Origin of the sequence: Haloarcula salina, from assembly GCF_010119195.1 — an archaeon.
Taxonomy (GTDB): domain Archaea; phylum Halobacteriota; class Halobacteria; order Halobacteriales; family Haloarculaceae; genus Haloarcula; species Haloarcula salina.
This window is the reverse complement of record NZ_WRXL01000001.1, coordinates 923,761-941,427: the sequence shown is the minus strand read 5'-3', so window position 1 is coordinate 941,427 and position 17,667 is coordinate 923,761. Positions and strand designations below refer to the sequence as shown.

Annotated in this window: 19 protein-coding genes, 1 tRNA gene and 1 other RNA gene; 11 read left to right on the top strand and 10 right to left on the bottom strand. The window is 67.3% G+C overall.

Translation table 11 applies throughout. From position 1 onward, the window contains the following. Positions 1–289: 289 nt before the first annotated feature. Positions 290–457: a hypothetical protein gene (locus tag GM656_RS04820; protein WP_162412504.1), complete on the top strand. Its 168-nt coding sequence runs from the start codon at positions 290–292 to the stop codon at positions 455–457. 8 nt (positions 458–465) lie between these two features. Here GM656_RS04820 and GM656_RS04815 read toward each other — a convergent pair whose 3' ends face one another. The 3 genes from GM656_RS04815 to GM656_RS04805 form a co-directional block, all read right to left on the bottom strand. Beyond that, the gene (locus tag GM656_RS04815; protein ID WP_162412503.1) at positions 466–1,692 is read right to left on the bottom strand and encodes a tyrosine-type recombinase/integrase; all 1,227 of its coding nucleotides are present in this window, start codon (positions 1,690–1,692) and stop codon (positions 466–468) included. Positions 1,693–1,955: 263 nt separating this feature from the next. Further along, entirely contained in the window at positions 1,956–2,141 is a 186-nt protein-coding gene (locus tag GM656_RS04810; protein WP_162412502.1) for a hypothetical protein, read from the bottom strand. A gap of 147 nt (positions 2,142–2,288) precedes the next feature. Next, a complete protein-coding gene (locus GM656_RS04805) occupies positions 2,289–2,702 on the bottom strand; it encodes a hypothetical protein (RefSeq protein WP_162412501.1) in 414 nt (137 codons plus the stop codon). Between the two features lie 338 nt (positions 2,703–3,040). On the opposite strand from GM656_RS04805, the gene GM656_RS04800 reads away from it, so the two are divergent. After that, positions 3,041–3,910, top strand: coding sequence for a hypothetical protein (locus tag GM656_RS04800; RefSeq protein WP_162412500.1), 870 nt, complete (start codon positions 3,041–3,043; stop codon positions 3,908–3,910). Between the two features lie 60 nt (positions 3,911–3,970). On the opposite strand, the gene GM656_RS04795 is transcribed toward GM656_RS04800, so the two are convergent. The 4 genes from GM656_RS04795 to GM656_RS19020 all read right to left on the bottom strand — a co-directional run bounded on the left by GM656_RS04795 (position 3,971) and on the right by GM656_RS19020 (position 5,433). After that, positions 3,971–4,186, bottom strand: coding sequence for a hypothetical protein (locus GM656_RS04795; RefSeq protein WP_162412499.1), 216 nt, complete (start codon positions 4,184–4,186; stop codon positions 3,971–3,973). A 271-nt stretch (positions 4,187–4,457) separates the two neighbouring features. Beyond that, positions 4,458–4,531: transfer RNA gene (locus GM656_RS04790), tRNA-Lys, on the bottom strand. Between the two features lie 34 nt (positions 4,532–4,565). Continuing rightward, positions 4,566–5,243, bottom strand: coding sequence for a DUF7119 family protein (locus GM656_RS04785; protein WP_162412498.1), 678 nt, complete (start codon positions 5,241–5,243; stop codon positions 4,566–4,568). A 46-nt stretch (positions 5,244–5,289) separates the two neighbouring features. Further along, the gene (locus GM656_RS19020) at positions 5,290–5,433 is read right to left on the bottom strand and encodes a hypothetical protein (RefSeq protein ID WP_174242934.1); all 144 of its coding nucleotides are present in this window, start codon (positions 5,431–5,433) and stop codon (positions 5,290–5,292) included. A 271-nt stretch (positions 5,434–5,704) separates the two neighbouring features. Here GM656_RS19020 and GM656_RS04780 point away from each other — a divergent pair, with 271 nt between their 5' ends. Both GM656_RS04780 and GM656_RS04775 read left to right on the top strand, forming a co-directional pair. After that, positions 5,705–6,046, top strand: coding sequence for a hypothetical protein (locus tag GM656_RS04780; protein WP_162412497.1), 342 nt, complete (start codon positions 5,705–5,707; stop codon positions 6,044–6,046). 93 nt (positions 6,047–6,139) lie between these two features. Next, positions 6,140–7,903 carry a nitrite/sulfite reductase gene (locus GM656_RS04775; protein WP_162412496.1) on the top strand — a complete coding sequence of 588 codons (1,764 nt, stop codon included), beginning with the start codon at positions 6,140–6,142 and terminating at the stop codon, positions 7,901–7,903. Positions 7,904–7,930: 27 nt separating this feature from the next. Here GM656_RS04775 and GM656_RS04770 read toward each other — a convergent pair whose 3' ends face one another. Continuing rightward, positions 7,931–9,268, bottom strand: coding sequence for a hypothetical protein (locus tag GM656_RS04770; RefSeq protein WP_162412495.1), 1,338 nt, complete (start codon positions 9,266–9,268; stop codon positions 7,931–7,933). Beyond that, a complete protein-coding gene (locus tag GM656_RS04765) occupies positions 9,265–9,909 on the bottom strand; it encodes a hypothetical protein (RefSeq protein WP_162412494.1) in 645 nt (214 codons plus the stop codon). The genes GM656_RS04770 and GM656_RS04765 overlap by 4 nt, the downstream gene beginning before the upstream one ends. Before the next feature lie 113 nt (positions 9,910–10,022). On the opposite strand from GM656_RS04765, the gene GM656_RS04760 reads away from it, so the two are divergent. The 3 genes from GM656_RS04760 (at position 10,023) to GM656_RS04750 (ending at position 12,000) form a co-directional block, all read left to right on the top strand. Continuing rightward, a complete protein-coding gene (locus tag GM656_RS04760) occupies positions 10,023–10,652 on the top strand; it encodes a twin-arginine translocation signal domain-containing protein (RefSeq protein ID WP_162412493.1) in 630 nt (209 codons plus the stop codon). A 244-nt stretch (positions 10,653–10,896) separates the two neighbouring features. Beyond that, an RNA gene (rnpB, locus tag GM656_RS04755) (RNase P RNA component) lies at positions 10,897–11,324 on the top strand. A 61-nt stretch (positions 11,325–11,385) separates the two neighbouring features. Continuing rightward, positions 11,386–12,000: a rubrerythrin family protein gene (locus GM656_RS04750; protein WP_162412492.1), complete on the top strand. Its 615-nt coding sequence runs from the start codon at positions 11,386–11,388 to the stop codon at positions 11,998–12,000. A 17-nt stretch (positions 12,001–12,017) separates the two neighbouring features. Here the strand turns inward: GM656_RS04750 and GM656_RS04745 are convergent, their stop codons facing one another. Then, positions 12,018–12,605 (bottom strand): hypothetical protein, encoded by a 588-nt coding sequence (locus GM656_RS04745; protein ID WP_241692701.1) that lies wholly within the window; start codon positions 12,603–12,605, stop codon positions 12,018–12,020. 272 nt (positions 12,606–12,877) lie between these two features. On the opposite strand from GM656_RS04745, the gene uvrB reads away from it, so the two are divergent. The 4 genes from uvrB to GM656_RS04725 all read left to right on the top strand — a co-directional run bounded on the left by uvrB (position 12,878) and on the right by GM656_RS04725 (position 17,420). Continuing rightward, on the top strand, positions 12,878–14,935 hold the full coding sequence (gene uvrB / locus GM656_RS04740) for an excinuclease ABC subunit UvrB (RefSeq protein ID WP_162412491.1): 2,058 nt from the start codon (positions 12,878–12,880) through the stop codon (positions 14,933–14,935). Between the two features lie 144 nt (positions 14,936–15,079). Then, entirely contained in the window at positions 15,080–15,718 is a 639-nt protein-coding gene (gene cbiT, locus GM656_RS04735) for a precorrin-6Y C5,15-methyltransferase (decarboxylating) subunit CbiT (RefSeq protein WP_162412490.1), read from the top strand. Continuing rightward, complete coding sequence (locus tag GM656_RS04730; protein WP_162412489.1) at positions 15,715–16,509, top strand: cobalt-factor II C(20)-methyltransferase; 795 nt, start codon at positions 15,715–15,717, stop codon at positions 16,507–16,509. The genes cbiT and GM656_RS04730 overlap by 4 nt, the downstream gene beginning before the upstream one ends. Further along, on the top strand, positions 16,506–17,420 hold the full coding sequence (locus GM656_RS04725; protein WP_162412488.1) for a cobalt-precorrin-4/precorrin-4 C(11)-methyltransferase: 915 nt from the start codon (positions 16,506–16,508) through the stop codon (positions 17,418–17,420). The genes GM656_RS04730 and GM656_RS04725 overlap by 4 nt, the downstream gene beginning before the upstream one ends. Positions 17,421–17,667 lie beyond the last annotated feature (247 nt).

Here is a 17,667-nt window from a genome sequence, read left to right as displayed (position 1 = left end):
CGCTGGGTTTCGCACTCCAGCGGCTTACGCTTTTCGCGTGGTTCGTGCTCGGGGCGGTTTTTCACCCCATGAGCGCTCAGAGAACTGAACCGAACGCCGACCAACCAGAACAGCCCGCTGATCAGTCCACTGACAGCCGAGTCTTCCCCGCGGAGCGCGCGTTCTCAGGCCCGCATGACGAACCGGCCTGGAAGCGCCTTGATTCGGACCTCTCCGGGGGCTACGAAGACGTTCCTCAGGCCTGTTGGTGTGACCACCCCGACGACACTTTCGAGGATGTGACGAGTTCATGAGCCGAGCATCTCAACCAGATACCGACCTTGACGAATACGTGTACGAACAACTGCGAGAAGCCGACCGCGAGGTCCTCCGAGCCATCGTCGAGTCCGGCTCGCCCCTCAGCGGTCGGGCACGGCGCGCCCTCGAGTACCTCGATGCACAGGAGGGCGACCAGTGACGGCCGCGTCACTGATCGAGTCGGGCGTCGACTCGTTCGTCGATGAGACGGTCGATTGTATCGACGACGGCGTCGGTGTCGAGATCGTCGCGGGCCGAGAGTTGGCTGACCGCTTCGAGGGCCTGTTTTCGCTCGGCGCGGGCTTCCTCGGTGGCCTCCTGCGAGAGCGCGAAGCCACACCACATGCATCGGTCGCGGTCACGCGGTGTGTCTCGATCACACCGCGGGCACGTGATCGGCGCGACCTCGTCGTGGTCGTCGGTTTCGACGTCGACGCCGTGGAGGGCGGCATAGGACCGTTCCAGCGAGTCGTCGCCGAACCGGGCCAGGTAGCGGGCCGTGTGTTCACTCCCCTGCTCGCGTCCCTGGCGTTCCTCGATCTTCGGGAGGTCCATCCCGAGACGGATGAGGAAGCGAGTGTTCGACTTCCGGAAGTTCGTCGGCGTGACTGGCTTGTCGACTCCGGCGCGGTCGGCGGCGCGCTTGAAGTATTCGAGGAAGGTGTTGTAGGAAGGACGCTCGGGGTCGCTTATCTTGCTCCAGAGCGGCGCGTCCACGTCACCACCAGCGGGGTGCTCCGCGAGCCACTTCTGCAAGAACGGCACTGCGACCTTGAGATGGGTCGGCTTTTCACCCTGTTTTCCATCCGGGTGGATCCCGACGGTATGCTCGGCGTCGAAGATATCGCCGACTTCCAGGTCGTAGAGTTCGCCAGCGCGGAGTCCGGCCTCGAACTGTACCATGATGAGGGCGGCGTCGCGGGTGTTGTGGCAGGCCTCGGCCATCGGCTTCACATCGGCCTCGTAGTCGAGCAGGTCGCGCTCGGACGGGACAGGGTCGAAGTCGTTACTTGTGCCGGTCGGGATCCAGGCGAGCGTTTCGGGCGGTTCGTCGCGACCGAGGACGTACCGGCCAAACGAGCGCAGGGCGGTCCGGTAGTCCTGATTCGTGTGCTCGTTGTCGTACTCTCGGTGGATCCAGCGGACGACCTCGCGAGCGGCCTCCTCGTCGTCGAGGACGTCCACGAGGTCGAGGTCGTCGACCTCTTCGGACATCCGCGTGCAGTGCCGGAGGATCTTCAACTGCCGATGGTCACCGATTTCCGATGGGATGAGCTGCATGTTGTCGCTCATCTCCAGCAGGCGGTCGCGGTCGGCGTCACTGCCTCCCCGCTCGCCGCTCTCCAGGCGCTCGCGGAGTGTCTGTATTTCCTCGCTCGGGTCGGCGTCGGTCATACTCAAACGGAGGGCTGTGTGGATTGTAAGGCTAGGGCTAGAATCCGGCCCTTGGCTTCTTTCGAACCCATCGACGAGCGGTAGCGCCATCGGCACCCCGGCTATTCGGTCTCACTGGCCCCGTCGAAACCCATGACATTTGATACAAACGCCGCTGTGTTCAGCAACCGTCATTCAGATATTTCATTCGGTCACTGGTAAGTGGATTCGCTACGGTTGTTGGGCGAACGTACCGATACGGGAACGCACTTGGTTTTGAGGGCTCACGCATCCACAAGCGTGTAGAGGAACACACCGCCAAGAACGACCGAGATTAGCCCGGCGATCAGCACCCGTGGACGGACATGCCCCGATGAAATAGTCGAGAGTTGTGTGAACAGAAACCCGCCAGTGATGATGAAGATGAATCCAAATCCCATCAACAGGATTGATTGTACGGAAGAGCGCATACGCTGTAAACTGGGTTCTGACGTAATAATCTCATATCCTGCCTCTCCCGCTCGACGTGGGCAGTTCGCTCGTGACCGACTCGCGCTCTGTATTCAGCGCGCTCCTGCGAAAAACTATCCGCGGCCGAGGATTTCAACAGAGCCGTCTCACTCGCTATCGACAGGAATCGTGTGCACGCGGCGGAGCGATTCGATGTGGGCCGCCGCCGCTTCGTCCAGTTTGAACGTCCCGTGTATATCTGCGGGAGCCTTTCCGTGGACGACGCGGCCGAACGGGGCGGCGACGGCCGGGTACAGCTGTTCCACCAGGTCCGCGACCGGCCTCGCCACGTCGAGGTCGTCGAGAGCGCGACCGACGGCCGCTTCACCGACGTGGACGGCGTCGCCGTCGATCAGAACGAGAGCGAACGGTGGGTCGCCGAATTGCGCTCGGAGAAACGCCTGCACCGCGTCGGATTCCCAGGGAACGAGGGTCAGGGTCTCGGTGAAGCGGGAAACAGTCTCGGCGGCGGCGCGAAAGAGTCGAGTGCTCCCGTCGTAGATGAGAAGGGTTTGGGTCACACTAGAACGTGGCGTCACGGCCGTTTGAACGTTACTTCGAGCAGTGCCTTCGTGTGGCGTCACAGTACCCCCGTCGTGACGTACTGCTCTCGGTAACGTGGGATCGCACACCTCGTCCGTCCTGACGAGGGTCACGCAGGGCCGCCGGCGACCGGGTGAGCGTGCCGTCTCCCGCACGTGTGAGTCGCTGACCGGCGACACGCACAGACCTGTGTCACGCACCGACCCACAGTATGTACCGATGGAGTCGGGAATATCGCTCGTACCCTGCCGCTCGCACGCTCGAGCGTGCGGTCGAAAAGTAATCATTAAACCGCGCGCCGTCTGACCGTCCTGATATGCAACGACGAGCCGCGGCGGCGTACTTCGCGTTCTTCCTCGTTATCAGTGTTGCCGCGTACGCGTACATAGGGGTCGCGGAGAGCCAGCGGCCGCACGTGACGCTCGACGCGAGCGCGGAACTGACCAACGAGAGCACGTTCACTGTCGGCGGAACGACCTACACCGCCTCGAACATCCACATGGCAGGCGGCGGCGGTGGCGGCCACGGCGGCGGTGGCGGCGGGTCCATGGCCGCGGACCTGTCGTGGACGAACGAGTCGTCGAGATACACCGCGACGCTCGAACACAACGCGACGACAACGTACCAAAACGAGAGCTATCGCGTCCTCACCGACGCCAACGAGAGCACGGTGACGCTCCGCGAAGAACTCAACGTCTCGGCGCTCCTGGCACAAGACTCCGCGGTCAAGAACACTCTCGCGACGCAGAACGGGTCGCAGTACGTCGTCTACCGCTCGAACAACACGCAGGTCCCGCTCGAGGAGTGGCTCCCCGAACCAGCGACCCGGACGTTCTCGACCGGGGACACCTACCCGCATCAGACTGACAGCGGCACCCAGGAGACCGCGATCGTCAACGTCTCCGAGAGCGGCGCGACGCTCGAGTGGTTCGCTCCGCGCGACAACACCGTCGAACTCTCGGAAGGCGGTAACGTGACGCTGAACGACCAGCGGTTCTTCGCGCACTTCCCAGACCACCACACGGTCGAAATCGTTTCGGCGCAGCACTACGGCGAGTACCAGACGCAACTCAGCGAGCAGGATTACTTCAAGGAGCGTACGAACGGTCTCTGGGGCGTTTCGATCCTCTCAGGGATCGCGGCGGTCCTGATGCTGTCGATGGCGTACCTGCCAAACCGCGGATAACGAGCGGCCAGACGACGTCTGTTTTCTCTTCGACTCGCTTCGAGCGGATCCGGCCGACGTTTATGCCTCCGTCGTGAGACTGAGGTATGCGAGCCCGAGCCCGATGACGCCCATTACGAGTGCGCCCAGTATCTGCACGACGACCGGCCCAATGCGTTGATGCACTGCCCACGGTGCGCCGGCGAGGACCGCGAGCATCGCCAGGACGAGCAGAATACCGACTGTCGCTCCGAGCGGTTTAAACGGGTCGTCGAGTCCGTTTGCTAACGTGCTCATACCCGTCCCGTCGGCCGTGCCGATGGTAAATGGTCCGGTCCCGGATCGTCGCTTCGCTTCATCCGTCTCCGGCACTGCTCACTGTCGTTCATAGTGGCCCGGGAGAGAATTGCATTTTCACTTCGCCCGCTGTCGCTCGCGGCTATCTCACGGGCCGGGAGGGAGTTGAACCGGAGAGAGACGGTCGTCCTCCCTTCGTTCGGACGCTGCGACTCTCAGGGTTCAATTCCTCCGTAGCCGCTCCGCTCTTCACGTCCGTTCGTCGCAGGAGCGGGCCGGGAGGGAGTTGAACCCCCGACCATCTGGTTAAAAGCCAGACGCTCTGCCTAACTGAGCTACCGGCCCTCGATACTCGCTCGGGGCAGTGGCGATTAAGACCTTACGGTCCGTCGTCGTAGTACTGTTCGACCGCTTCAGAGAGGATCTCGCCCGGAGCCGCACCGTCGAGGGCCGCCTGTCGGCGGAGTCGGCGGTAGGCGTCGCGGTCGATCCGCGTCCGCAACTCCCCGAGCGTGTAGCCCTCGGCCGCCAGCGCGGCGTCGACCGACGCACCGTCGTTGACGCGGCTCGCGATCGCTCGGATCTGGCGGACGGTCAGGTCGTGATCGATGGCGGCCCAGGCGAGCAGGAGTCGAGCTTCGCCCGCAACTCTGGCGATGTGTTTCGCCGCCGTCGGTGCGATCTCTCCTTTCGCGACGTGGATGCGGATCGACCGGGGAAGGTCGTGGACTCGGGACCACTTGCGGATGAACGACACCGAGGCCTCGCCGCCGGCGCGCTGTGCGGCGGCCTTGTAGGACCCCTCGCCGCGGACCAGGGCGGCACACGCGGCCGCACCGCGGAGGATGTACACGTTGTCGTCCGCGCCCGCGGTGTTCTCGGAGAATCGGCGGACGGTCTCAGCGGCGAGTTCGAGGCTCTCGGGGTCGTCGGGATCGAACTCGACGGCGTCTTCCGGCCGCTGTCCGGTCAGTGTCGGATCGCCGCGGATGACCGGCTTCCCGACCGGCGACTCGCGATCGGTTGACGGTACGTGGTCCTCGGGCCCCTCTGGCATCAGTCCCTCTTTACGGGCCGTCGCACAAAAGTATCCCGTACGGGCCTCAGTCGTCGGCGCTCTCGCGCTCTTCGCTCATGTGCTCCCAGATCTCGGTACAGCCGCACCCGTCCTCGACGTCGTCGAGGTGGTCCGTGGTCGGCTCTTCGCGATCAGCGTCTTCGTCGTAGGTCTGTTGTGCGTCCGTCATCGTTTCTCTCGCAGCCACGACCCGTCGGGGCCGTCCTGCTGTCGTACTCCTCTGTAACGGAGCCACTATCTTAAACGCCCTCTCTCCTGTAAGCTCTACCCGCACTGCGGCCTACCGGAAACAAGGTCCGCTATCTAGTACGTCTGACGACGGGGGATGGACCATGCGAACGACACGCACCCACCGCAAGACTGCAGCGGTGTCCGTCCGGCTCCGGTGAATCTTGCAATCGCCGACGCCCTCAGGTGTCCCAGTGAGTTAATGAGATGTAATGACGACCGACGTTCACCAGCTCGACGACGGTGCGTGGATCTCCGTCAACGACTCCAGGGAAGTGAACGTCTCGGACCTGTGGTTGCTGGCTCGAAGCGACTTCTGCGGGTGTGAGACGACGGATTTCCTCGCTGAAGGGTTCGTGAAAGTGGGTATCGACTACCCGGACATCGAGGCTCGTATCGCCGGTCAGTGTATCGCGTGTGGCGAGAGCGGCGTCACCGACTGGCTGACGGTCGGTCGCGTCGTAGACCCCGAATCCGGGGAGTTCTACGGTGTCGACCACGAGAGCATTCATTTCCCGGAGAAGCGGACGCGGCTCGCTCGCCCTCCGGAGTAGGTAAATATCCCCTATATTGGGGAGTGGGGGAGACGGTTGACGGCAAGGCGTGGTGTATATGTGTGGGTGGCTAGTGATCGTGTAGAATTAGCTATGCCCACGAAAGTAGAGAACTGGAAGGACGAGGTGTACGGCAACGAGATCCGAGAGCACCTGATGGAGTTCGCTGAGGAGGGGTGGGACGCCATCCCCGAGGACGAGCACGACGCGTGGTTCGAGCGCTTCAAGTGGTGGGGCCTGTACCACCAGCGCTCCGGGCAGGAGTCGTACTTCATGATGCGGATCGGGACACCGAACGGCGTCATCGAACCGGGCCAGCTGGAGGTCATCGGCGAGGTCGCAAAGGAGTACGCGACCGGCCCCGCCGACAACCCCGAGTTCGGCGACGCCTACTGCGACTGGACGACCCGTCAGTCGATCCAGCTCCACTGGATCAAACTGGAGGACATCCCGGAGATCTTCGAGAAGTTGGAGTCCGTCGGTCTCGGCACCCAGCAGGCCTGCGGTGACTCCTGGCGCAACATCGTCGGCTGCCCGGTCGCCGGCAAGGACAAGCACGAGCACGTCGACGCCTGGCCCGTCGCGAAGGACCTCCACGAGACGTTCAAGGGCAACGACGACTACTCGAACCTCCCGCGCAAGTGGAAGGTCGCTATCGCCGGCTGCGACGAGGGCTGCGGCCAGGGCGACATCAACGACCTCGCCTTCGAGCCCGCCGAGAAGGACGGCGAACTCGGCTTCAACGTCCGCATCGGCGGCGGCCTCTCCCGCAAGGAACCGCGTCTCGCCCGCGAACTCGACGTGTGGGTCCCGCCGGAGCAGGCCGCGGACGTGGCCCACGGCATGTCCGCGCTCTTCCGGGACCACGGCGACCGCGAGGACCGCTTCAACGCCCGAATCAAGTTCCTCATGGACGAATGGGGACCGGAGAAGATGCGCTCGGTCCTGCAGGAGGAGTACGTCGACTTCGAACTGGAGACCGCCGGCGAGGACATGCGCGACCAGTACAGCTACAACACCGGCTCGCAGGACGGCCACAACGACCACGTCGGCGTCCACGAGCAGAACGACGGCAACTACTACGTCGGCCTGAACGTCCTGGTCGGCCGGATGGGCGCGGACGACACGCTCGAACTGGCCGAACTCGCCGACGAGTACGGCTCCGGCGAGGTCCGTCTGACCCAGCGCCAGAACATCATCGTCACCGACGTGCCCGAGGAGAACCTCGACGACCTGCTCGACGAGCCACTGCTCGAGGACTACTCTCCCGACCCGTCGCCGTTCATGCGCGGCTCCATCGCCTGTACCGGCACGGAGTTCTGCTCGCTGTCCATCGTGGAGACGAAGAACCGGCAGGTCCGCTACGCCCGCTGGCTCCGCGACAACGTCGAACTGCCCGCGGACCACGACGAGTTCCACATCCACCTCTCGGGCTGTACGGCCTCCTGCGCTCAGCCCCAGATCGCCGACGTGTCCCTGCGCGGCATGAAGACGCGCAAGGACGGCGAGCCGGTCGAGGCGCTCGACATCGGCCTCGGCGGCGGCCTCGGCGACGACCCGCGCTTCGCCGACTGGGTTGAGATGCGCGTCCCCGCCGACGAGGTGCCCGGCGCGATCAAGAACCTCGTGAACAACTTCGAGGACGCCCGCGAGGACGGCGAGACGTTCCGCGACTTCGTCGAAGACCGCGACGAGGAGACGCTGGCCGAGATGGTCGAACCGGAGGAGACCGACTACCACGACCCGTACATGCACAACACGAAGATGACGTGGTACCCCTACGCCGAAGACGACGACATGCAGGCCTCGCCCGCGCCGACCGACGGCTCCGGCGAGCCGCTCCCGTCTGACGACTAACGTCACGACCGCCGCGTTTTCCGATTTTCACCCGCTCCGCCGAGTCGCGTCGCCGTCCCACTGTGCCGTCTCCCCGTCCCGCAGTCGTTCGACGACGAACGCTGTCGCGGCGGGGACCGCGCTGGCCAACAGCTCTGCGCGTCGGAACTCCGCGAGCAGTTCGGCGGCGTCGGGCTCGTACCTGGCGACGCTCCGAACCGCGTAGCGATGGGTGAACAGCGCCGGCTCACAGAGCCGAACGGCGAGACCCCGTGGCTCCGTGCCGAGGGCCGACTCGACGGCCGCGGCGGACGCCTCGGCGCTCGACCGGACCGTCGACAGCGACGGATCTCCCTGGTACTCGCCATCGCGGATTCCCATGACGACCGCCGTCAGAACCTCCAGCGCGACGAGTCCCTGCCCGGCGTCGAGAACGGCGGTCGCGAAGTCCGCGTCGTCGACCGCCGCCTCCGTCTCCTCGGTTCGGGTTCGGAGGTCGCGGGCCGCGTCGGCGTACAGCCGCCGCGCCGCCGTCCCGTCGAGGTCTCGTTCGAAGACGTCTGGGCCGGGGTCTCGGTACCCCTCGACGCGGTCCTGCGAGAACCGGAGCGCTCGCTCCAGGGACTCGGCGGCGACCGCGAGACGGTCCCACTGGGGCGTCGGGTCGGACGCCGCGCGCAGGTAGCGCTCTCGGAGCCGTCGCGCGTCGCCCAGCGCCGCCGCGCCTCGCTCGACGGTCCCGACGGCCTCGCCGGCCCGGAACGGTTCGGTTCGCGGGTCGTCGGGATACGGTGGCGTCGGCTGGTTGGTCTCGCGGCACTCGGCGAGCAGTTCCTCCACCGGCTCGTGGGCCAGCACCGCCGTCACCGGGTCGCTCGCGCGGTACGCCAGGTCTCCCTCGAACGCCCCGCGGCTCGCCGCGACCGTTCGCCGGTACTCGCGGAGCGGGTCGCCGTCGTCCTCGCCGACGGCGGCGCGATACGCCGACCGAACCCTCGCGGCCTCGCTCCGGTCGTACCGGTGGCCGTCGAGTCGGTTGAGCGGCCACTCCTCGCGCCCGTCGCCGTCCGACTCCAGCGAGTTCTCGGCCCGGTCGCGCTCCTCTACGAGCTTCTGTGCCACGGCGGCGTTGGGTATCGACGGCGAGTCCGGGACGCCGTCGAGCAGTTCGCGGGCCCGCTCGCGGTGTCGCTGGCCGAGCGAGGCCGGGACCGAAACCGGATACGGCGACGCCGGCAGCGCGACCGTCGCGAGGTCGCCGTCGAGCCGTCCGGTGTCGACGCGCTCCTCGCGCTCCTCGAACGGCGACAGCCCCGAACAGCCGGCCAGGCCGGCCAGCCCCGCACCGCAGGCGGCGAGCAGGTCCCGGCGCGTCGACCCCGTCATTCGCCGTCACTCCCGTCGTGGGGCGTCAGTTCGGCGTCGAAGGCGACCCGTGACGGGGCCCGGCGACAGGAACTCGACATCCCGCCGCTGTGCCCGTTCGTCTGCTCGCGGGCCACCGGAAGCCGTATCGCGTACCCGAGGGTGTCGTACTCGTCGACGTCGCAGGCCACGTCGGCCGGCCGGAGCGCCCGACAGAAGTCGCCGTCCGGGTCGCCGTCGGGGTCGAGCGAGATCGACTCGATCCGGACGTCGTAGCACGCGCCGACCGGCGTGGTAAAGAGGTACACCGACCCCGCCTCGAAGTCGGTGGCGGCGGCGAACGACCGGAGGCGCTTCGCCTCGGGCACGTCGGCGAACGCGAGTTCGTCTACGTCTGCCTCCGAGACGACGTACGCGTGGTCGTAGCTCCCGGCTGGTCGGCCCTCTCTGTCGGCATCGTCCGTCGACGTCGGGAACGACCCACGGGTGAACAGCGGGACCGCGTCGGTGTTTCTGACCCGTTCGACCTCGTAGTCGTCGACGGGACGGCGGTCGAGCCCCGGTGACGGCGGCGGAGCGTCGTCGGTCGTATCACAGCCGGCGAGGGCGACGCCGAGGCCCGTCGCGGCCGTCGCGAGGAGGCGTCTGCGGGACCAGTCCATAGTGGCTGTGCCGCGTCCCGGATAAAACGTCTTGCGGAGGCTCAAACTGACGCGGACCGTCCGGTCGCGTGGCCGCCGTGCGTTTTAGGATGTCAGCGGCCCGATCGGTAGGCATGAACCGACGTGACCTGCTGCGCGCCGGCGCTGTCGTCACCGCCTCCGGCGTCGCCGGCTGTCTCGGGACCTCCCGCGGCCCGACCTTCGAGGAGGGGTTCGAAGACGGGCTCGGAGAGTGGGGGCGCGACGCCGCCATCGGGCCTGAGGTGGACTTGCCGGACTTCGAGTGGCGCATCGAGGTCTCGACGGAACAGGCCCACGACGGCGAGCGCAGCCTCAGCGTCTTCAACGAGGGCGACTACGACGACGGCACCTGCTGGGCGGTCCGCCCGATCTCGGTCGCCCCCGGTAGCTACACGGCGACGGTCACCGTCGAGTTCTGGAGCGAGTCGGAGTCGTTCAACACCCTCCGGGACGCCGTGGTCCGCCTCGGTCCCGAACCGCCGCAGGCCGAGGAAGACTTCCCGAGTCCCGGGGTCAACACGACCGCGCTGGGGCAGACGCCTTACGGCGGCCTCCGCGAACCGCTGTGGCTCGCCGACGGCTGGCGGGCCTACCAGTTCGAGTGGACCACGCCCGCCCTCTCGACGGACACGCTGTACCTCGCCGTCGGCACGAGCGTCATCTGGGAGGGCGACTCGACCCACTACGTCGACGCCATCACCGTCGAACTATCCGAGGTATGATACCTTCTCCGCCGCCGAATGGCCGCGCCAGCGGCTCGTCGCTGGCGTCGGGGGAGGGAAGGCCCGCGACGAGCATACCGCGCCGACGGCGCGGTTTCCCCGAGCGCGGCGTCGCCGCGCTCGGCATTTTTCGCCCACGTTTTTCGAGGAGGGTTCCCACAGGCCGCCGACGGCGGCCGAGGAAACCCGACGACGAAAAAGGTGGTTGGTAAGCCTTATCGGCGGCAATCGCGTATCTCTGACCGGCAGAGGGAGGCCGGCTCCCGTGCCGCGAGGCATGAGGAAAGTCCCCCCACCCGTCGGACGGGTGACCGGGCGCAAGTCCGGGGCGGGAGACCGTCGGCTCTGGAACAGAAACGACACGTCGTCGCCGGACCGATGAGGTGCGCGAATCCCGAGCGAGGCCGCCCGATCGCGGCCGAAGCGAGGGAGAGCTAACCCACCGAGGGCAGTCGCGGATCGTGACTCGATCCGCGCGACTGCGGGCGTCTTGCCCGCGGTCGACGTGGAGCGCAATCGTGCTCCACGCTCCCGGCGACGGACCGATGGAACGGCGAAACCTCACCGGTGCAAGGCCGCGTCGACAGGTAGTCCGACGCCGCGCGCGAGCGCTGGACGCGGCCGCTGAGCCGAATGCCGGCCCGAACAGAAGGGGGCTTACTCCCCTCAGCCGCCGTGACTCGCCAGCGACGGGTTCGATGGTTACAAGCCCGCGCCGGTCACAGAATGGGCTATGACCACCGGAGCCGATCTCATCGACGCCGTTCGGGACGACCAGCAGACGGAGCTCTCGCGACTGGGTTCCTCGAAGACGCTGTACGCCGACACCCGCGGCGAGATGGAGCCCGACGCGGTGCTCGCGGCCGTCGCCGCCCGCGAGGCGGCCGCACACGAGACGTTCGACGCCTGGAGCGACGACGCCGACGAGAGCGCGGCGGCGCTGTTCGCCGACGCCGCGGCCGGGGCGGCCGAGCGCCGCGAGGCCATCGACGCCGAGGCGGCCGACCGGACGCTGTCGGTACACGACGTGCTCGACGACCTCGAAGGGACGGTCGAGCGACTGGGCGGTTTCGTCGGCTGGGCGCTGGTCGACAAGAAGGTCAAAGAGCAGGCCACCGGGTTCTTCACCGGGCAGGCCGACCCACAGACGGCGAGCACGTTCCGTAGCGCCGGCAGCGACGTGGAAGACCTACGCGAAGAGGCGGCCGACCTGCTCGCCGCCGTCTGTGACGGCGACGACGACTGGGACGCCGCGGAGGGGGCCGCCGTCGACGTGATTCAGGCCGCCTACGACGAGTACGTCGGGACGCTCGAAGACCTCGGCGTGAACCCGAAGCCGGTCTGTTAACGGTAGACGCAGCGGCGTCAGCGGCCGCTTCCGTCCGTTCCGCCGTCGGCCCTGGGCTGCCCGGGCTGTGACTCGGTGTCCTCCGTCACGACCGCGTTGGCCCCGGACTGTCGGCCGAGCAGTCGGTCGGCCAGCCCGCCGAGCCACCTGTAGGCGACGTTGACGTAGAGGCCGACGAGGAAGGGCACGCCGGTGACCAGCTGGGACTCGGCCAGGTTCGCCGACCCGACCGCGAGGCTCCCGAACTGGAAGACGCCGGCGGCGAGCAGCCAGGCGGCGGGAATCCGCATCCCCATCTCGGCGAGGTTCTCGATGTCGCTCCACTCGTCGTAGTCGTCGAGCGCGGTCATCAGGCGCGTGAACACGTAGCCCAGTGCGCCCAGCGTCGCGTACAGGAAGACGGCCAGCGGGATGCCGATGCCGTCCGTCTCCGATTCGATGGAGGTCGTCAGGACGTCGCCGCCGAACAGTCCGGCGGTCATCGCGACGCCGACGACGGTCAGCACCACGAACACGAGGATGACGAGCCAGTTCCCGACCGACCAGTTCCCCTCCGCGAGCACCCCGACGCTCTCGCTCGGCGTTTTCGGATCAGTCTCTCCCATATGCGGTATCGGATTTTTGATATGATAAAGGTGCGTGTCCGTTCAGGACCCAACGGGGTGCGAACGTCTCACCTACCCCTGATGAGCGATGTCGGTCGGTGGGTTCGACGCGGACCGAACCACCGCCCGCTGCCGTCCGGGCCTCAGCTCGTCGGTTTCCAGACACGTGCTCGCACCGTGAGTGGTAGCTAGCCGGCCCACGGCCGGTGTCGTGGGTCGACCGCGTCGGCCGAACCACGCGGCTCAAGTCCGTGCGGCCCTAGAAGCCGGTAATGAGCGACTCCGGTGGTCCCCTCTCCATCGACCGTCCCGACGCCGAGCGCGCGTTCCGCGTCGACGCCCCGTTCGAGCCGGCCGGCGACCAGCCCGAGGCCATCGAGCAGCTTGCCGACGGGTACCGTCAGGGCATGGACCGACAGACCCTGCTCGGCGTGACCGGCTCCGGGAAGACGAACACCGTCTCGTGGGTGGTCGAGGAGATCCAGAAGCCCACGCTGGTCATCGCCCACAACAAGACGCTCGCGGCCCAGCTCTACGAGGAGTTCCGAAATCTGTTCCCGGACAACGCCGTCGAGTACTTCGTCTCCTACTACGACTACTACCAGCCCGAGGCCTACGTCGAGCAGACGGACACGTTCATCGACAAGGACGCCTCGATCAACGACGAGATCGACCGCCTGCGCCACTCGGCGACGCGCTCGCTGCTCACCCGCGACGACGTGATCGTCGTCGCCTCCGTGTCGGCCATCTACGGCCTCGGCGACCCGCGCAACTACGTGGACATGTCCCTCTCGCTGGAAGTCGGCCAGCGGATCGACCGCGACGAGGTGCTCAAACGGCTGGTCGATCTGAACTACGAGCGCAACGACGTGGACTTCACGCAGGGGACCTTCCGCGTGCGCGGGGACACGCTCGAAATCTACCCGATGTACGGCCGCTACGCCATCCGCGTGGAGTTCTGGGGCGACGAGATCGACCGGATGCTGAAGGTCGACCCGCTGGAGGGAGAGGTCAAGAGCGAGGAGCCGGCGGCGCTCGTCCACCCGGCCGAACACTACTCCATCCCCGAGGAGCGCCTCCAGCGCGCCATCGACGAGATCGAGGAGCTACTCGAACAGCGCATCCGCTACTTCGAGCGCCAGGGCAACCACGTCGCGGCCCAGCGCATCGAGGAGCGGACCACCTTCGACATCGAGATGATGCAGGAGACTGGCTACTGCTCGGGGATAGAGAACTACTCGGTCCATCTCTCGGACCGCGAGACTGGCGAGGCCCCGTACACCCTGCTGGATTACTTCCCGGAGGACTTCCTCACCGTCGTCGACGAGTCCCACCAGACGCTCCCGCAGATCCGCGGGCAGTTCCAGGGCGACAAGAGCCGCAAGGAGAGTCTCGTCGAGAACGGCTTCCGCCTGCCGACGGCCTTCGACAACCGCCCGCTGACCTTCGAGGAGTTCGAGGAGAAGACCGACCGGACGCTGTACGTCTCCGCGACGCCCGCCGACTACGAGCGCGACCACAGCGAGCAGGTGGTCGAACAGATCGTCCGCCCGACGCACCTCGTCGACCCGGCGGTCGAGGTCGCGTCGGCGACGGGGCAGGTCGAGGACCTGCTGGACCGCATCGACGACCGCGTCGAGCGCGACGAGCGCGTGCTCGTCACGACGCTGACCAAGCGGATGGCCGAGGACCTCACGGAGTACCTGGAGGAGGCCGGCGTGGACGTGGCCTACATGCACGACGAGACCGACACGCTGGAGCGCCACGAACTCATCCGCTCGCTCCGCCTCGGCGAGATCGACGTGCTGGTCGGCATCAACCTCCTTCGAGAGGGACTCGACATCCCCGAGGTCTCGCTCGTCGCCATCCTCGACGCCGATCAGGAGGGGTTCCTGCGCTCGGAGACCACGCTCGTCCAGACGATGGGCCGCGCGGCCAGAAACGTCAACGGCGAGGTGGTGCTGTACGCCGACGACCGCAGCGACGCCATGCAGTCGGCCATCGAGGAGACCCAGCGCCGCCGCCGCATCCAGCAGCAGTACAACGAGGAGCACGGCTACGAGCCGACGACCATCGAGAAGGAAGTCGGCGAGACGAACCTCCCCGGGAGCAAGACCGACACCGGCGGCGTCACGGGCGAGGGGCCCGGCGACGCCGACGAGGCGGCCCGGCAGGTCGAGCAACTGGAGGCGCGGATGCACGAGGCCGCGGACAACCTGGAGTTCGAACTGGCCGCCGACATCCGCGACCGAATCCGCGAACTGCGCGAGGAGTTCGACCTCGACGGCGGGGACGACGGCGGCGTCCCCGCGCCGGGTCCCGACTTCTGAGGACGGCGTCTCCGTCACGGACGCGTTTCGATCGTGTCCGAGCGAAAACACAACTCGATTTGTCTCCAAAGCGCCCGACGACCACATCTATTTTGGTTAATACAACCAAAATTGTTTTACGCGCTACCGCAGTTGTATAGCGTGATGTCACGCGTCTCGCTCCCACACGACGCGAAGGCCGGCCCGACCAAGCCGGAGGTCCGGGCCGTCCTCGCAAGCAAACTCGCCCTCAGCGAGTCCGACCACTTCGTCGAGGTCGGCTCCTGTACCGGGGCCGTCACCATCGAGGCGGCGCGCCGGGCCGGGCGGGTCACTGCGCTCGAACGCAAGGCCGGTCGACTCGACGTGACCCGCGAGAACCTCGCGGCGAACGACACCAGCGCCGCCGTCGAACTGCGCGAGGCCGAGGCCCCCGAGGGCCTGCCCGACGACGCCGACGCGCTCTTTCTCGGCGGCTCGCGCAACTACGAGGCCGTCCTCGACCACGCCGTCGAGACCGGCGTCGACCGAATCGTCATGAACGTCTCGCGGTTGGAGGTCGCCGGCGCGGCGACCGAGGCCTTCCGCGAGCGAGACATCTTGGAAGAGGTCGTCCAGTTCCAGGTGAGTCACGGCTACGAGCTCGCCGGCGCGACCAGCTTCGACTCCGAGAATCCCGTCTACATGCTCGTCGGCAGCGCGAGCGCGGACGTGGCCGCTGACGGCTGTGGCGGAACGAGCGGCGGCAGTCCGAGTACCGCAGAGACGGCCGACGGCAACGCGGTCGACGGAGGCGAGCGATGACGCTCTACGGCGTCGGCCTCGGTCCCGGTCAGCCCGACCTCGTGACGGTCCGTGGCAAGCGCGCGCTGGAGTCGGCCGACGTGGTGTACTCGCCGGGTCGACTCTCCCGCTCGGTCGCGACCGAGCACGTCCCGGAATCGCGGATCGGCGACCTCGACTTCCCGATGACGCGCGACGAGGAGAAACTGCGCGCGGCGTGGAAGGAGGCCGCCGCGGAGATCGCGCCGACCGCCCGCGACGGCGACGCCGCCTTCGTCACGCTGGGCGATCCGAACGTCTACTCGACGTTCGGTCACCTCCGGCGGACGCTCGCGGCGTTTCACCCCGCGGTCGACCTCGAAGTCGTCCCCGGCGTCAGCGCGGTGACGGCGTTCGCCACCGCGCTGGGCGTCGAGGTCACCGCCGGCTCCAGCCTCGCCCTGCGGGAGGCCGATCAGGGCGCGTCGCCGACCGGTCCCGACCGAATGATTCTGTTCAAGGTGACCGACGCGCCGGCCACTCACGAGGGCCTGACCGAGGCCGGCTACGACGTGGTGTACGGCCGCCGGCTGTTCATGGAGCAGGGCGAGACGGTCGTCACCGACGACCCGACCGACATCGACGAGCGAGACTACTACACGCTGGCCTACGCCGAGCGACCCGACGCCCGCGTCGAGCAGGCCACCGACGCGTTCCTCGAAGCGGCCGACGAGAGCGGGGTCGTTACCGACGGCGGTGCGCAGTCCATCGGCGACCTCGAACGCCAGGAACGCTCCGAGGCCGCCCTCTGCGGCGACGAGGTGCGACGATGACCGGCGACGACGCTGCCAACGGCGAGACGCCCGACGCCCCGCCCGCGGACGAGACGGACCCGCAGGACGCCATCGACTCCGTCGCCGGGAACCGGGACGACCGCGTCTACGAGCACAGCGCCGGTGACGAGCAGGCGGGCATCCCCTTCGTCGGGGCCGGCCCCGGGAACCCCCGCCTGCTGACCGTCGCCGGCCGCGACCTGCTCGCCGACGCCGACCTCGTGGTCCACGCCGGTTCGCTGGTCAACAGCGAACTGCTGGACGAGTACTGCGCCGACGCCGAGACGGTGTCGTCCATCGGCAAGGACCTGGAGGAGCTGATCCCGCTGATGCGCGACGCCTACGAGGCCGGCGACACCGTGGTTCGCCTCCACAGCGGCGACCCGGCCATCTACGGGGCCGCCCTGGAGCAGATGGACGCGCTCGAACACGAGGGCGTCCCCACCTACATCGTCCCCGGCGTCACCTCGGCGTTCGCCGCCAGCGCGACGATGCGCACGCAGTTGACCCTCAACGAGGTCGCCAACCACGTCGCCTTCACCCGCCCGCAGGGCAAGACGCTCGACGCCGAGGAGGACCACATCTCCGAGTTCGTCGGCATGGGCGACGTGACGACCTGTATCTATCTGGGGACCCACGCCGTGAGCGAGACGATGGACCGCCTGCTGGCCGACGGGCACGACCCCGACACGCCCGTGGCGGCCGTGTACCACGCGTCCTGGCCCGACGAGGACGTCATCGAAGGAACGATTGCGACCATCGGCGAGAAACTCGAAGACGCCGGCTATCGCGCCTCAGCCATGGTCGTCATCGGCGACGCGGTGGGCGGGGACGACTACGAGCGTTCGTACCTGTACGGCGACTGGGCGAACCGGGGGAGCGACGCGGACTCACAGGAGGCCGACGACTAGGATGGTCCGGACGCGCCGTGGTCACTGCGGACGCGACCGCGAACCGCCAGAAAGCCCCCGGTCGCTCCGGTCGAGGACTAGGAGTAGCGGGAGGTGCCGAGTACAGGTAGAAAGCCCCCGGTCGCTCCGGTCGAGGACCTCGCTGCGCGCGCTCGCTTCGCTTGCGTGCTTGCGTCAGTCGTCTTCCCGGAGCGCCCGGCCCCTTTCAGTCCACCCCACAGCACCGCACCAAACAGCAGACCACACG